The organism is Bradyrhizobium sp. CCBAU 11386, from assembly GCF_028128955.1.
Lineage (GTDB): Bacteria > Pseudomonadota > Alphaproteobacteria > Rhizobiales > Xanthobacteraceae > Bradyrhizobium.
Window position 1 is genome coordinate 216,191 of record NZ_LBKA01000256.1, and the last position, 15,572, is coordinate 231,762.

Sequence of the window (15,572 nt, forward strand, 5' to 3'; positions counted from 1 at the left end):
GGCCGGAGGAGCCGACCACATCCACCGGTGTCGTCCTGGCGAAAGCCAGGACCCATACCGCGTGATTCATCGATGGGGCTGGTAGGAGTACCGGGCGGCGAGTCTTCGCCAAATTGCTCCCTGGGGTAATGGGTCCTGGCTGTCGCCAGGACGACCGCGGGGAGGAATCGAGGCGCGCCTAAGCCCGCTGGACCCCGATCACGCGGCCTTTCTCGATCGCGAGCGCCAGCTCGCCGCGCTTGAGCTTCAGTGCGGCATCGCCGAACAGCTCGCGGCGCCAGCCGCGTAGCGCCGGCACATCGGCCTCGTCACTGGCTGCGATCTCCTCGAGATCGTCGACGGTCGCGATCACCTTGCTTGCGACCGCATGGCGCTCCGCGGTCATCCGCAGCAGGACCTTCAAGAGCTCGACGATGGCTGCACCGTTGGAATTGTTGCGGGGCTTCTCCAGCTTCGGCAGCGTGGAGTGATCCCGCGCCAAGCCGCGCTCGACCGCGGCGACGATGTCAGCGCCCCATTTGGACTTCTCAAAGCCCTTCGGCACCGAGCGCAGATGGGCGAGCTTCTCCAGCGTGTTCGGCGCATGCGTTGCGATATCGCTGATGGCCTCGTCGCGCAGCACGCGGCCGCGCGGCACATCGCGGCTCTGCGCCTCCTGCTCGCGCCAGGCCGCGACCTCCATCAGCACCGCGAGATCCTTCGGCTTGCGCACCCGCGTCTTCAGCCGCTCCCAGGCGCGCTCGGGGTGGAAGTCGTAGGTCTTGGGCGAGGTCAGGACCTCCATCTCGATCGAGACCCATTCGCTGCGGCGGCGTTTCTTCAGGTCGGCGTCGAGGGCCGCGAAGACGTCGCGCAGATGGGTGACGTCGGACACTGCGTAGTGCATCTGCTCCTTGGTCAGCGGGCGGCGCGACCAGTCGGTGAAGCGGTGGGTCTTGTCCGGGCGATGGCCGGTGACCTTCTCGACCAGCTGGTCGTAGGCGATGCTGTCGCCATAACCGAGCACCATGGCCGCCACCTGGGTATCGAACACCGGGTGGGGAATGATGTTGGCCTGATGCCAGATGATCTCGATGTCCTGGCGGGCGGCGTGGAACACCTTCAGCACGCCCTCGTTGCCCATCAGCTCGAAGAACGGCTTGAGGTCGATGCCCACGGCGAGGGCGTCAATGACCACGGCTTCCTCGGCGCTGGCCATCTGCACCACGCACAGCAGCGGGTAGTAGGTGGTTTCGCGCAGGAACTCGGTATCGACAGTAATGACGGGGTGCTTGGCCAGCCGGCTGCAGGCAGCCGCGAGGTCAGCGGTGGTGGTAATCAAATCCATGAACGGCCCATGACACTTGATATCAGCCGTTCTGCCGAAAGCGCTGTGATGTCAAGGGGCTCTAAGCGAATTCGACCCTTGCATTTGGGCCGGAATCGCTCTTTTCCGGCCAAATCCTATTCGTAACGGACCCGCTGCGAGGATTTCCGGGCGCATGGCAGCGCCACCACCAGCACGCACATGGCGACCAAGGCCAGTCCCAGGAACTCGAAAACCAACAGATCCACGGCAAAATCCCCCCAAGGACCGTTAGACTTGTCGGGAGTGCGTTGAGGGTCTGTTAATTGTCGTGGTTACCGGCGGCGGGCCGAGCCGGATGGTGGACGGGGGGTTAATGCCGGACCGCCTGAAACGATTTCGGCGCCCCGCATGACGGAGCGCCGAAGCTTGTTTGCGAGTGCGACCGCGCCTCAGGGCAGCTTCAGTGAGGTCTCGGCGTTGTACGGCTTGAGCGTCTCGTCGGCGGCCTTCTGGGCGGCGATGAGGGCCTCCTTCGGCTGCTTCTTGCCGTTCAGCACCAGCATCACCTCGTCCTCGAGCGTCTTGCGCACCGGCACGGTCTTGTAGGTCGCAAACCAGGGTTTGGCGACGTCGAGCTGCTCGACGGCGGTCTTGGCGTCCGGGTTCTTGCTAAGGAACTCGACCATGTCAGGCGTCTTGTAGGCGGCCATGTTAGGCGCGAAATAACCGGTGGCGCGGCTCCACCAGGCGCTCTTCTCGGGCGAGGTCATCCACTTGATCAGCGTCCAGGCGGCCTTCTGCTTGTCGGCCTCGAGGCCAGCCGGAACGATCAGCGAGGCGCCGCCGATCGGCACGGCGTTGCGGACGTTGCGCGGGATGAAGGCGACCTTGTAGGCGAACTTGGCGTTGTCGCGCACATAGGTCAGCGAGCCCGTGGACAGCATGATCATCGCGGCATTGCCTGATATGAAGGAGGTGCTGACGGCCGGACCGGGCGTCGCGCCGGGCGGATGCACCTTGTGCTTGCTGACGAGGTCGTTCCACCAGGTCAGCGCGCCGAGCATCGAGGGCGTGTCGTAATAGACCTCGCCGCCGAACTCCTCGTTGTAGTAGCGCCCGCCATTGGTCATGGTGAGCGTTTCCATCATCCAGCCGCAATAGTCGTAGGCGCAGGGGATCGCGATGCCCCAGCGGGTCACCTTGTCGCCCTCGCGCTTGGTCAGCTTCTTGGCCCAGTCAGTCAGCTCCGCCCAGGTCTGCGGCGGCTTGTTCGGATCGAGGCCCGCTTCCTTGGCCTGGTCGGCGTTGATGTAGAGCAGCGGCGTCGAATTGTGGAAGGGCACGCCATAGACCGAGCGGTTGATCACCGCGTTGCCCTGGAGCGCCGGGAAGAACTGGCCCAGGAATTGTTCCTTGGTGGTGCCGTCGGCGGCAATCAGGGAGTCGAGATTGGTGAGCTCGTTCTCGATCTGCATGTCCAGGAGGAAGTTCGCCGACATGATCACGGCGGAGGGCGGCTTGCCCGCCTTGATCGCGGCGCGCGTCTTGATCAGCGTGTCGTCATAGGAGCCGGTGTAGACCGCAGTCGCCTTGATGGCGGGATGGGTCTCGTTGAACTCCTTGATCAGGGTGCCCATGTCGCGGGCGAGCTTGCCGTCGACGGGGACGGGGAAGAACAGGTCGATCTCGGTCGGACCTTCGCCGGCGAGTGCGGGAAAGGCGAGGGCGCCTGCCATAGTGCCTGCCATGGCGAGGCCGAGCATGAGCCTGCGGGAAAACAGCATCGGAAAATCTCCTATTTGATGCCTGAGGTGACGAAAGAGCTGATGAATCGCTTCTGGAAGATCAGGAAGGTGACGAGCAGCGGAGCGATCACCATCAGCGTGCCGGCGGCGATGGTGCCCCAGGCCTGGGTGCCTTCGGCGGTCGCGGTGAAGACGGACAGACCGACCGTGAGCGGCCGCTTGTCCGGCGAATTGATCACCATCAGCGGCCACAGGAAGTCGTTCCAATGGCTGGTCACCGAGATGATGGCGAAGGCGGAGAAGCTCGGCATCGACAGCGGCACGTAGATGTGGCGGATGCGCTGGAACAGGCTGGCGCCGTCAATGAGCGCGGCGTCTTCGAGCTCGGTCGGAATCGCCTCGAACGCCTGGCGCATCAGGAAGGTGCCGAAGGCGGAGGCGAAGAACGGCATCATTACGCCGGTCAGCGTGTCGTAGAGGCCAAGCTGTGCGACCAGGCTCAAATTCGGCACGATCAGCAGCACCGGCACCAGCATGAGCTGCATCAGGAACAGATAGAAGATCAGCGTCTTGCCGGCGAATTCGAGCCGCGCAAAGGCAAAGCCCGCCAGTGTGATGGTGACGAACTGCACCAGCAGGATGCCGGTGCAGATGATGGTGGTGTTGAGAGCGTAGCGCGGGAAATCGCCGATCTCCCAGGCATCCCTGATGTTGTCGAGCGTCGGCTTTAGGCTCGGCATCAACTCGGCCATGGCGTTGATCCCGTCCGAGGCAGGGCGCAGCGTCGCAACGCCCATCCAGAGGAAGGGGACAAGCCAGATGATCGCGAGCAGCACGGTCAGCGCAAAGCCGAGCTTCGGCGTGATCTCGCCACGGGTGGCGAGCGGGGCGTCCTTGAACAGCCGGTCGATCAGTTTCATGGTCCGCCCTCCCGGTTCGCCATCGTCCGGAACGAGAGCGCGGTGAGGGCCATCAGCGCCGCGAGCGTCAGCAACGTGGCGGCCGATGCCTTGCCGATGTCGTAGTGCTCGACGGCCTGCTGGTAGATGTAGAACAGCACGAGATTGGTCGCGTTGGACGGCCCGCCCTTGGTCATAACGAAGACATGGTCGACCTGCGTGACCGCGTTGAGGGTCGCGATCACGGTGACGAACAGGAAGGTGGGCTTAAGCTCCGGCAGGATGATGTGGCGCAGGCGCTGCCATGGTCCCGCGCCGTCGAGATGCGCCGCCTCCATCACGTCCTCCGGCACCGCCTGGAGGCCAGCGAGGAAGAACAGCATGTAGTAGCCGGCGTTCTTCCAGATGGTGATGACCATGATCGCGTAGAGCGCGATGTCGGAATCGCCGAGCCAGTTCGGCAGCACCGGCAGCAGGCGGCCAATGTAATAGTCGAGCAGGCCGACATTCGGCAGGAAGATGAACAGGAACAGCGCGGACGCTGCGACCATCGGGATCAGCACCGGCAGGAACAGCGCGGCGCGCAGCACGCTGTTCACGGCGTTGGTGCGCGACAGCGCCAGCGCAAACAAGAGCGCCAGGCCGATGCTCGGGATCGCCGTGCCGACGGCGTAGATGAGATTGTTGACGACCGCACCGGTGAAGGCAGGGTCGGCGAGCACCGCGTTGATGTTCTCAAAGCCGACGAAGCGGACCGGCGCCTTGGGCGTCGCGCGCTGATACAGCGCGTCGATGATGACGCGCCCCATCGCGCCGTAGGTGAACAGCGCGAGGAAGATCAGGGAGGGCAGCAGCAGCAGATAGGCCGGCAGCGAGGCCTTGAAGCGGGCGGAGAACCGCTTCAGGAGAAGCAGACGCGGCGGCGCAGTTGCCGCGACCGGGAGAGCCGCGGGTTCAGCGAGGCTCATTTCACCGCGCCGGGAAGTTGAGCGCATAGTCGCGGTCGTCCATCCCCGCCGGTGCGGCGAAGGGGAAGCGCAGACTTTCATCGAGGAAGTCGTGGCTGTGCACGACCAGGTTCTCCCCGTCGATCAGCACCACGCCATAGGCCGGCGGCTCGTGGCTGGCGAGATGCTCGGTCGCGGCTGCGTCGAGCTCGAACCAGACCTGGTGGTTGGTGCCGCGTAGCGTCGAGAACGGAATCTTGCCGTAGCTGCCGAAGATCGGCCGATGCACATGGCCGAAGAAGAGGTGGCGGATGCGCGAGCGATAGGGCGCGATGACTTCAGCGAATTCGGCGCTCTGCTTCAGTGCGATCTCGTCCATCGCGTGGACGCCGACCGGGAAGGGCGGATGATGCATGAAGACGACGAACGGCATGTCGGCCGGCGCTGCCGCAAGCGTGCTTGCGAGCCAGCCGAGGCGCTTGGCGCACATCTCGCCAGCATGGCTGGTCTCGTCCAGCGTGTCCAGGAACACGAACAGGCCGTGCTCGGTGGTGCGCGTACCCTGCACGAAGCCGTTCTGATCGCGCGGCGCGGCCTTCAGGCCATCGAGGCAGGCCACGCGCTTGTCGTGGTTACCGACCATGGCAATGTAGGGCATCTTCAGCGCGGCCATCGCGTCAGCGAAATTGCCGTAGGATTCCGGCTCGCCCCAATGGGTGAGATCGCCGGTCACCACCGCGAACGCAGCGTCGGACTGATGCTTGTTGATGTCGGCAATCGCTGCGTCCAGCCGGGCGCGCGGGTCGAGGCCATAGAGCTTCAGCCCGGGGTTCGCGAGATGCGTGTCGGTGAGGTGAATAAATTTGAAGGGCATGCGCGCTTGTCAGGACTGTTGGAGGATGGACGCCTCCGGCAAGACGACCCTGACAGGCGGTTAGAGCGCATGTGTTTCAGTTTGATGACAGCGGTTCCGGCGGGCAGAACGGGTCCACAAGGAGGCAGCCGTAGGGTGGATTAGCCGAAGGCGTAATCCACCACTGTGAGCCAACTTCAAGTTGTGCTATTCGCTCGTGATGTCGGGAACTACCGACGCGCATTAGCCTCTGGGGGCTGTTGGTTCTTTACGGTGAATCTGCTCGACCGGCGGAAAGCTCTGCTGACTGACCGGATCCAGATCCCACGAGATGCAGTCGCTGCTACGCGGGAGACCTATCCTTTCGCGATCAACGCGTTTGTGGTTCTGCCGGACCATTTGCACGCGATTTGGGAGCTGCCGTCCGGTGATACTGATTTCTCCGTCCGCTGGCGATTGATCAAGACGCGTTTCGCCAAAGCATTGCCAGCGAACGAGCGACTAAGCGCGGTTCGCGCAGCACGGAACGAACGCGGCATTTGGCAGCGGCGGTTCTGGGAACATCTCATTCGCGATGAGGCCGACTACGCGCGCCATGTTGAGTATTGCTATTGCAATCCCGTCAAGCATGGGCACGTCTCGATGGTGCGCGACTGGCCGTACTCCTCCTTTCACCGCGATGTCCGCGCGGGACTATTTCCCGAGGATTGGGGCGGTGACGCCAAGTTGGCAGGCGAGTTTGGAGAGCGTGCGTGATGGCCGGGTCACTTTTGTAGGGTGGATTAGCGAAGCGTAATCCACCTCTTTACTTTCCTCTGGTCAGAAGAAGTGGTGGATTACGCCTTCGGCTAATCCATCCTACGCACCGAGCTCGTCCCTCACGTCCCGCAGAACGTCTGCAACACCCGCTGGTCCGGCAGAGGCGGATCGGCGTAGGCGGCATAGTCCGGCTGGTCCTCGTACGGCTTCGCCAGCACCTTCACCAATTCGTCGAACGGCGCGTAGTCGTCGTTGTTCACCGCGGCCTGGATCACCGCCTCGACGCGATGGTTGCGCGGGATGAAGATTGGGTTGACGGCGTTCATGGCGGTCTGCCGCTCGGCGGCGGATTGCGGCTCGGCCGCGAGACGCTCCCGCCAGCGCCTGGCCCACTCATCGAAGGCTGCGGGGTCCATGAACTCTGCGCGCACGTCGTCCGCGGCCGGATCGCCTGCCGCGTCACCCAGCCTGCGGAAGGTCAGGGTGAAGTCGGCCTGGTTCTTTGCCATGGCGTCGAGCAGGTCCTGGATCAGGGCCTCGTCGCCGTCGCGCTCCGTGAACAGGCCGACCTTCTTGCGCAGGCCCGCCTGATAGGCCTTGCTGAATGTCTCGGGGAATGCGCCGAGAATCTCCTGCGCCTGCTCGACCGCCTTGTCCTGCTCCTCGCCGAACAGCGGCAGCAGGCACTCGGCGAGCCGGGTCAGATTCCACAGCGCGATGCGCGGCTGGTTGGCGTAGGCGTAGCGGCCCATCTCGTCGATCGAGGAAAACACCTGCGCGGGATTGTAGGCATCCATGAAGGCGCAGGGGCCGTAGTCGATGGTCTCGCCCGAGATCGAAGAATTGTCGGTGTTCATCACGCCATGGATGAAGCCGACCAGCAGCCAGCGCGCGACGAGCTCGGCCTGGCGCGCGACGACGCCGGCAAGCAGCGCGTGATAGGGCCGCTCGGTGCCGAGCAGGTCTGGGTAGTGGCGGGCGATGACGTGGTCGGCGAGCCGGCGGATTGCGTCGGTATCGCGGCGGACGGCAAAGAACTGGAAGGTGCCGACGCGGATGTGGCTCGACGCCACGCGCGTCAGCACGGCGCCAGGCAGCGCGGTCTCGCGGATGACGTGCTCGCCGGTGACGACGGCGGCAAGCGAGCGTGTGGTCGGAATGCCCAGCGCGTACATCGCTTCGCTGACGATGTATTCGCGTAAGACGGGCCCGAGCGCAGCGCGGCCGTCGCCGCGGCGCGAGAACGGGGTGGGGCCCGAGCCCTTGAGCTGGATGTCGCGGCGGACGCCGTCCTTGTCGATGACCTCGCCGAGCAGGATCGCACGGCCGTCGCCGAGCTGGGGCACGAACTGCCCGAACTGGTGGCCGGCATAGGCCATGGCGATCGGATCGGCGCCGGCGGGAACCGTCTTGCCGGCCAGAATCTCGGCGCCCTCAGGCGTCTCCAAGATATCCGGATCGAGCCCGAGCTGGACCGCCAGCGGCCGGTTCAGCTTGATTAGCCGGGGGGCAGCGACAGGGGTCGGCGCGACCCGGGCAAAGAAGCTGTCCGGCAGCGCCGAATACGAGTTCTGGAAGGGGAAATGAACGGTCATGGAGGTAAAGATAGGCGGGGAACGCCTGATGGCAAAGGCTTGAGGCCCAATCGGCCAAAAATGGGCCTTTTGGGCCCAAAACAGCCCGTTCCCTTGGTTGCCGCTTTGGGCCTCGTCGGGTAAACCCTGCCGCAACTTCGGACCGGCCACCTCAGTCGTCCGATTCGATCCTCAGACATCATTTTGGGACGACCATGCATCGCTACCGGTCACATACATGCGGCGCGCTCCGCGACAGCAACATCGGCGAGACGATCCGCCTCTCGGGCTGGGTCCATCGCGTGCGCGACCATGGCGGCGTGCTGTTCATCGATCTGCGCGACCATTACGGCCTGACCCAGTGCGTGGTCGACCCGGACTCGCCGGCGTTCTCGCTGGCCGAAAAGCTGCGCTCGGAATTCGTGGTCAAGATGGACGGCAAGGTCCGCCGCCGCCCTGAAGGCACCGACAATGACGATCTGCCGACCGGCAAGGTCGAGATCTATGTCAGCGAGATCGAGGTGCTGGGCCCGGCCGGCGACCTGCCGCTGCCGGTGTTCGGCGACCAGGAATATCCTGAAGACATTCGCCTGAAATACCGCTTCCTCGATCTGCGCCGCGAGAAGCTGCACCAGAACATCATGACGCGCGTCGAAATCATCAAGTCGATGCGTCGGCGGATGGAGGGGCAGGGCTTCTTCGAGTTCAACACCCCGATCCTGACCGCGTCCTCGCCGGAAGGCGCGCGCGACTTCCTGGTGCCCTCGCGCATCCATCCCGGCAAGTTCTACGCACTGCCGCAGGCGCCGCAGCAGTACAAGCAATTGCTGATGATGAGCGGCTTCGACCGCTACTTCCAGATCGCGCCGTGCTTCCGCGACGAGGACCCGCGTGCCGACCGTCTGCCGGGCGAGTTCTACCAGCTCGACGTCGAGATGAGCTTTGTCACGCAGGAGGACGTGTTTGCGGCGATGGAGCCCGTCATCACCGGCGTGTTCGAGGAGTTCGCCAAGGGCAAGCCCGTGAGCAAGAACTGGCGCCGGATTCCGTTCGCCGAAGCGCTGTGCAAATACGGCAGCGACAAGCCAGACCTGCGCAACCCGATCGAGATGCAGGACGTCTCCGAGCACTTCCGCGGCTCCGGCTTCAAGGTGTTCGCGCGCATGCTCGAAGACCCCAAGAACCAGGTCTGGGCGATCCCCGCACCGGGCGGCGGCAGCCGCGCGTTCTGCGACCGCATGAACTCGTGGGCGCAGGGCGAGGGCCAGCCCGGTCTCGGCTACATCATGTGGCGCGAGGGCGGCGAGGGCGCCGGTCCGCTTGCGAACAACATCGGGCCTGAGCGCACCGCTGCGATCCGCGCGCAGATCGGCGTCAAGGAAGGCGATGCCGCCTTCTTCGTCGCCGGCGATCCCGACAAGTTCTGGAAGTTCTCCGGCCTTGCCCGCAACAAGGTCGGCGAGGAATTGAACCTCACCGACAAGGAGCGGTTCGAGCTCGCCTGGATCGTCGACTTCCCGATGTACGAGTACAACGAGGACGACAAGAAGGTCGACTTCTCGCACAACCCGTTCTCGATGCCGCAGGGCGGCCTCGAGGCGCTGAAGGGCCAGGATCCGCTGACCATCAAGGCGTTCCAGTACGACATCACCTGCAACGGCTACGAGATCGCCTCGGGCGGCATCCGCAACCACGTGCCGGAAGCGATGGTGAAGGCGTTCGAGATCGCAGGTTACGGCGAGCAGGAAGTGGTCGAGCGCTTCGGCGGCATGTACCGCGCCTTCCAGTACGGCGCGCCGCCGCACGGCGGCATGGCCGCGGGCGTCGACCGCATCGTCATGCTGCTCTGTGGCACCACCAATCTGCGCGAGATCTCGCTGTTCCCGATGAACCAGCAGGCCATGGATCTCCTGATGGGCGCACCGTCGGAAGCCACGACCAAGCAGCTCCGCGAGCTGCATGTGCGGGTGAACCTGCCGCAGAAGTGATCTCTTCGCCTCTCCCCGCTTGCGGGAGAGGCCGCATCGCATCGAAGATGCGAGGCGGTGAGGGGGAGTCACCGCGAGTCGATCTGATTGATATAGCGTCAGGTCTCTCCACGTCGTCATTGCGAGCGCAGCGAAGCAATCCAGAATCTTTCCGCGGAGGGGCTCTGGATTGCTTCGCTGCGCTCGCAATGACGGGAGGGATTTTCGCTAATCCAACGGCCATCCTCCGCGCTGCCTTACAGCCCTGTCGACGCCTCGATCCTGAACTGTGCCAGCGCGACGATGGGCTCGCTGTTCAGAGCATCCATGAGCTGAAGCACCGGCACCTTGCCGAGCGGCGTCAGCTTGATGGTGAGCGTTTGCCCTGACGTCTCGACGAAGCCGGCGAGGGCATCGACCGCCGCCTTGGCATCGAGATTGGCGGCCGCGATCTTCTCACCCTGCGCCCGGATCATCTCGACGATGGCGCCGCGCGCCGCGTCGCGGCTGACATTCTGCATCCGCGAAAACTGCGCCACGACCAGATCGACGACGCCGCTGTCGCGTAAGGAGAGCTCGATCGCGCCGGTTTCGATCTGCCCGGCCTGGCTCATGGCCTGCACCGGGTCGGCCGTGAACACGCCGCGCGGCACGTTGGCGAGCGCGAGGCGGACCTGCGCCTTGGCGAGGTTGCCGAGGTCGATCGTGGCCGGCGCGAGCGCCAGCGCACCGGAGGACTCCGTCCAGGCCGCGCCGAGATCGAGGCTGATTGCCAGTTTGTCGATGCCGGCCATCGTCAGCGGCAGCTGCGTGGGATTGGCCGGATCGGTGGGGGCAACCATCTTCACGACCAGATTGGCCTTGCTCGGGATCGAGCCGACCAACTGGCCCCAGTTCAGGCTGATCGTGTCGATGGTGACGAGTTGCCGCGTGTTCTTGTAGGGCGAGACCACGCCTTTGATCTCGGCGCCTTCGAGCACCCGGAACAGGCCCAGCATCTGATCGGGCGAGGGCGCCTGCCCGGGAGTGGTGAGGCTCGCGGCCCAACGCATCAGGTTTGCGAGGCTGAGCGATTTGAGCGCGAAGCGCTCCATCTTCACTTGCCCCTGCGGCGTCGGCGCATCGAGGCCTTCGAGCGCGAACTCGCCCTCCTGGTATCTGATCGCCCTGAGCCGGGGCGTCCCTTGCGGAGTCGTCATCGACATGGTGCCGATCTCGATCTTGCCGACGCGAAGGCCCTCATAGAGGCCGGCGAGCTTCTCCATCATCTCGCGCGATTGCGCCGGGGTCGGCTGAACGGAGCGGTCCGTCGGCAGCAGTTCCAGAATCTCGGCCGGCCGGAATTTCGACGGCCGGACCGCGATATCGGCGATCGCGATGCCATCGACCTGCATCCGCATGCCCTGCGTCGACGTCGCCACATAAGGGCCGCTCGACATTTGTCCGTAAACGCGATGGTAGCTGTCGTCGCTCGCCTTCTGCGGATCGAGGGCGGCGGCGATTGCGGTCGAGTCGAATTCATTGATGATGATGTCGGACATCTCGCCGGTCAGCTTGTCGGCCTTGCCGGCCTGCTCCACGTTGATCGTGAAGGTGGCGCGGTCGGCTTTCATCGCGTCGACCTTGCCCTTGCCGAGCTTCTGGATCGCGAGCCCCGAATAGACAACCTCGCCGCTGCCGGCGGCGCCTTTGCCGGCATCGAAGGCGACGGTGAGGGTCGGGGCCGCGATCGAAGATGCGGTCACGCTCGCATACTGATCGAGCACAAATCGGTACAAGTCGATCAGGGAGCCTGACGCCGGCGCATTCTGGGCGTGAACGGGGCCCGCGTAATCCCGCACGATCATCTGCGGGACCTTGTAGGAGGTCTTCAGCTTCCCGGGGCCGACCTCGTCCAGCGCGACCTCGAAACCGGAGATCTCGATGCTGTCGGCTGCAAAGCGGGTCTCGTCGGCCTGACGCACGCCCACACCCTTGATGCCGGCGATCTTGACGTGCGCCTGCGGCTGCCCGGCGGGCTCGACTGCGATGTCTGCGATCGTCAGTGTCCGGCTCGTCACGTCGAACGCCACCTTGCCGTGGCTTGCCTTGCTGCCCTGGCTGCGGATCCGGATGAAGACGGCCTCGATTTCCGCGGTGGCGCGATGCGTGGCATAGAGGTCGAAGCCGAACCATCCGCTCGCGGCGAGCACGGCGAGTGCGATCAGGCCGATCAGGATCCGCTTCATTCTCAGCTCCAGTTGCTCGTTTTGCACTGCGCAACCTGCCATATTCGCAAAGCGCGGGGCGGTCCAGGGAAAGCTATGGTTTTCAAATATTTGACCGCGCGGCCTGTTGATGGGAGCGGAATCGGATGTTGCCACCGGGGCGCCGGCCGTGCTTCATCCCGTTTCCATGACCCGGAATACCGCGACCCGCGACAGACCGGTCAGGACAACGTAGTTTGAGGCCGGTAACGCGAGGCAAGAGACCGCATGTCGTCCTATTCTGATGACCTCCACCAGGCGGCGCTCGCCTATCATCGTCTGCCGCGCCCCGGCAAGCTCGAGATCCAGGCGACCAAGCCGCTTGCCAACCAGCGCGACCTCGCGCTTGCTTATTCTCCGGGCGTTGCGGCTGCCTGCACCGAGATCGCCAAGAACCCGGCCGAGGCCGCGACGCTGACCACCCGCTCCAATCTGGTCGCTGTGGTCTCGAACGGCACCGCGGTGCTCGGCCTCGGCAATATCGGCCCGCTGGCCTCCAAGCCCGTGATGGAGGGCAAGGCCGTCCTGTTCAAGAAGTTTGCCGGCATCGATGTGTTCGACATCGAGATCGCCGCCGACACGATCGACCGGGTGGTCGAGACCGTGGCGGCGCTCGAGCCGACTTTCGGTGGCATCAATCTCGAGGACATCCGCGGGCCGGAGTGCTTCGAGATCGAGGCGCGGCTGAAGGAGCGCATGAAGATCCCGGTCTTCCATGACGACCAGCACGGCACCGCCATCATCGTCGCCGCCGCCATTACCAACGGCCTCAGGCTGAACGGCAAGAAGCTGTCGGACGTCAAGATCGTGGCGTCGGGGGCAGGGGCCGCGGCCATCGCGACGCTCAATCTTCTGGTGTCGATGGGCGCGCAGCGCAAAAACATCTGGGTCTGCGACATCGATGGCCTCGTGCATGAGGGCCGCAACACCTCGATGGACCGCTGGAAGGCGGTCTATGCGCAGAAGACCGACAAGCGCACGCTCGCCGACGTCATCGGCGGCGCGGACATCTTCATCGGGCTGTCGGCACCGGGCGTGCTCAAGCCTGAGATGGCCAAGGCGATGGGCGACAAGCCACTCATCATGGCGCTCGCCAATCCGACGCCCGAAATCATGCCGGAGGAAGCACGGAAGGTGCGCCCCGACGCCATGATCTGCACCGGCCGCTCGGACTATCCGAACCAGGTCAACAACGTCCTGTGCTTTCCCTTCATCTTCCGCGGGGCACTCGACGTCGGCGCCAGCGCCATCAACGAGGAGATGAAGCACGCCGCCGTCGAGGCCATCGCGCAGCTTGCCCGCGAGGCGCCGTCGGATGCGGTGGCGCAAGGGGTCGACACCGGCGAGATGGGCGGCTTCGGTCCGGGCTCGCTTATTCCGAGCCCGTTCGATCCACGGCTGATCCTGCGCGTGGCGCCGGCGGTTGCGAAGGCCGCGATGGAGTCGGGCGTCGCGACGCGTCCCATCACCAATTTCGACGAATATGCCGCGCAGCTCATGCGCTTCGCCTTCCGCTCCGGCCTCGTCATGAAGCCGATGTTCGCCAAGGCCAAGACTCAGCCGGTGCGTGTGATCTACGCCGAGGGCGAGGACGAGCGCGTGCTGCGCGCCACGCAGGTGGTGCTGGAGGAGAAGCTGGCGACGCCGATCCTGGTCGGTCGTCCGTCCGTGGTGGAGGCGCGCATCAAGCGCTTCGGCCTGTCGATCAAGGCCGGCAAGGATTTCGACCTCGTCAATCCCGAGGACGATCCGCGCTACCGATCCTACGTGCAGTCCTATGTCGAGGTCGCCGGCCGCCGCGGCGTGACGCCGGATGCGGCGCGCACGGTGGTGCGCACCAACAATACCGTCATCGCCGCGCTCGCGGTGACGCGCGGGGAGGCGGATGCGATGCTCTGCGGCGTCGAGGGCCGCTACATGAGCCATCTGCGCCATGTCCGCGAGATCGTCGGCTTCTCGCCGGGCATCAGCGACTATGCGGCGCTGGCGCTGCTGATCACCAGCAAGGGCGCCTTCTTCATCGCCGACACGCAGGTTCGCCCCAATCCGAGTGCGGAAGAGCTCGCCGAGATCGCCTCGCTCGCGGCGGTCCACGTCCAGCGCTTCAACATTAAGCCGAAGATCGCCTTCGTCTCGCATTCCGATTTCGGCAGCTACGACACCGAATCCTCGCGCAAGATGCGGCGGGCGACCCAGCTCCTGAGGGAGAAGCATCCGGAGATCGAGGCCGACGGCGAGATGCAGGGCGACACCGCGCTTTCGGCCGCTGCGCGCAAGATGGTGCTGCCGCACTCCAAGCTCGAGGGCGAGGCCAACATCATGATCATGCCGACCCTCGACACCGCCAACGTCGCCTATCAGATGATCAAGTCGCTGGCGGACGCGCTGCCCGTCGGCCCGATCCTGATCGGCCCGGCGCGGCCGGCGCACATCCTCACCCCCTCGGTGACCGCGCGCGGCATCCTCAACATGACCGCAGTCGCCGTCGTGGAAGCGCAGGAGCGCGCGGCGCGGCAGCAGCCGACGTTGTTTACGTAAGATTGACGTTCCGCGAACTCGTCATGCCCGGGCTTGTCCCGTGCATCCATGCTCTTTGTACGGCGAGCTAAGTCGTGGATGGCCGGGTCAAGCCCGGCCATCACGTCGAGATCGTTGTGGTCAATCGCGCCGCTCTCAGTTCGATTCCGCTGGGGAGCGCCAACGAATGGCGCGCGGCCAGCTTTGAATTACTCGCAGTTCTCCATTTCCCCGTTTGTAAACCGGCGTACGACTCTTCATAATCGCTCGGGACTTTCGTCCAGGTTCCGATTTTAGAAAGCCTGAGCCAAGAGGCCGATCATGCCAGCGTTCGTGACTTTCGGTCGAATTCTGTTCGCCGTGCTGTTCATCTACACGGGCGCAACAAAACTGTTCGCCATCCAGGCGACCGCCGATTTCATCGCCACCAAGGTCGTGGTGCCTGAAATCATCGCGCCTTACGCCAAGCAGATCGAGACGGCGACCGCCATGACGACGCCGCAACTGCTGGCGATCGCGGTCGGCGCGCTCGAGAGCGTCGCCGGCTTGATGATCGCGCTGAATTTCGGCGCGCGGTTCTTTGCCATGCTGCTGATCATCTACGTCGCGGTCGCGACCGTGCTGTTCTACGATTTCTGGAATCTGGCGCCGCCCGACAACGCCAAGATGCTTGTCGATGCGCTGAAGAATCTCTCGATCATCGGGGCGCTCTGCATGATCATCGGCTACGGCCGCACCACGCGCCCGGCCGAAGCGGCGTACGGGGACGTTTGAGGC

At 64.5% G+C, this 15,572-nt stretch carries 11 protein-coding genes; 4 read left to right on the plus strand and 7 right to left on the minus strand.

Translation table 11 applies throughout. The features are described 5' to 3' along the window. Positions 1-178 precede the first annotated feature (178 nt). The 5 genes from rnd to XI09_RS38095 form a co-directional block, all read right to left on the minus strand. A complete protein-coding gene (rnd, locus tag XI09_RS38075) occupies positions 179-1,327 on the minus strand; it encodes a ribonuclease D (RefSeq protein ID WP_271571472.1) in 1,149 nt (382 codons plus the stop codon). 410 nt (positions 1,328-1,737) lie between these two features. After that, on the minus strand, positions 1,738-3,072 hold the full coding sequence (locus XI09_RS38080; RefSeq protein ID WP_271571473.1) for an ABC transporter substrate-binding protein: 1,335 nt from the start codon (positions 3,070-3,072) through the stop codon (positions 1,738-1,740). 11 nt (positions 3,073-3,083) lie between these two features. Further along, positions 3,084-3,953 (minus strand): carbohydrate ABC transporter permease, encoded by an 870-nt coding sequence (locus XI09_RS38085; RefSeq protein ID WP_271571474.1) that lies wholly within the window; start codon positions 3,951-3,953, stop codon positions 3,084-3,086. Continuing rightward, entirely contained in the window at positions 3,950-4,900 is a 951-nt protein-coding gene (locus XI09_RS38090) for a carbohydrate ABC transporter permease (RefSeq protein ID WP_271571475.1), read from the minus strand. The genes XI09_RS38085 and XI09_RS38090 overlap by 4 nt, the downstream gene beginning before the upstream one ends. 1 nt (position 4,901) lies before the next feature. Next, positions 4,902-5,753 carry a phosphodiesterase gene (locus tag XI09_RS38095; protein WP_271571476.1) on the minus strand — a complete coding sequence of 284 codons (852 nt, stop codon included), beginning with the start codon at positions 5,751-5,753 and terminating at the stop codon, positions 4,902-4,904. Positions 5,754-5,936: 183 nt separating this feature from the next. Here XI09_RS38095 and XI09_RS38100 point away from each other — a divergent pair, with 183 nt between their 5' ends. Beyond that, positions 5,937-6,488 carry an REP-associated tyrosine transposase gene (locus tag XI09_RS38100; protein WP_442869652.1) on the plus strand — a complete coding sequence of 184 codons (552 nt, stop codon included), beginning with the start codon at positions 5,937-5,939 and terminating at the stop codon, positions 6,486-6,488. 122 nt (positions 6,489-6,610) lie between these two features. Here the strand turns inward: XI09_RS38100 and XI09_RS38105 are convergent, their stop codons facing one another. Then, on the minus strand, positions 6,611-8,086 hold the full coding sequence (locus tag XI09_RS38105) for a protein adenylyltransferase SelO (protein WP_271571478.1): 1,476 nt from the start codon (positions 8,084-8,086) through the stop codon (positions 6,611-6,613). Between the two features lie 194 nt (positions 8,087-8,280). Here XI09_RS38105 and aspS point away from each other — a divergent pair, with 194 nt between their 5' ends. After that, complete coding sequence (gene aspS, locus XI09_RS38110) at positions 8,281-10,053, plus strand: aspartate--tRNA ligase (protein WP_271571479.1); 1,773 nt, start codon at positions 8,281-8,283, stop codon at positions 10,051-10,053. Between the two features lie 236 nt (positions 10,054-10,289). Here the strand turns inward: aspS and XI09_RS38115 are convergent, their stop codons facing one another. Further along, on the minus strand, positions 10,290-12,260 hold the full coding sequence (locus XI09_RS38115) for a hypothetical protein (protein WP_271571480.1): 1,971 nt from the start codon (positions 12,258-12,260) through the stop codon (positions 10,290-10,292). Positions 12,261-12,506: 246 nt separating this feature from the next. Between XI09_RS38115 and XI09_RS38120 the strand changes: the two genes are divergently transcribed. Both XI09_RS38120 and XI09_RS38125 read left to right on the plus strand, forming a co-directional pair. Further along, positions 12,507-14,816 (plus strand): NADP-dependent malic enzyme, encoded by a 2,310-nt coding sequence (locus XI09_RS38120; RefSeq protein ID WP_271571481.1) that lies wholly within the window; start codon positions 12,507-12,509, stop codon positions 14,814-14,816. A 300-nt stretch (positions 14,817-15,116) separates the two neighbouring features. Continuing rightward, a complete protein-coding gene (locus XI09_RS38125) occupies positions 15,117-15,569 on the plus strand; it encodes a DoxX family membrane protein (protein WP_271571482.1) in 453 nt (150 codons plus the stop codon). The last annotated feature ends 3 nt before the right edge of the window (positions 15,570-15,572 follow it).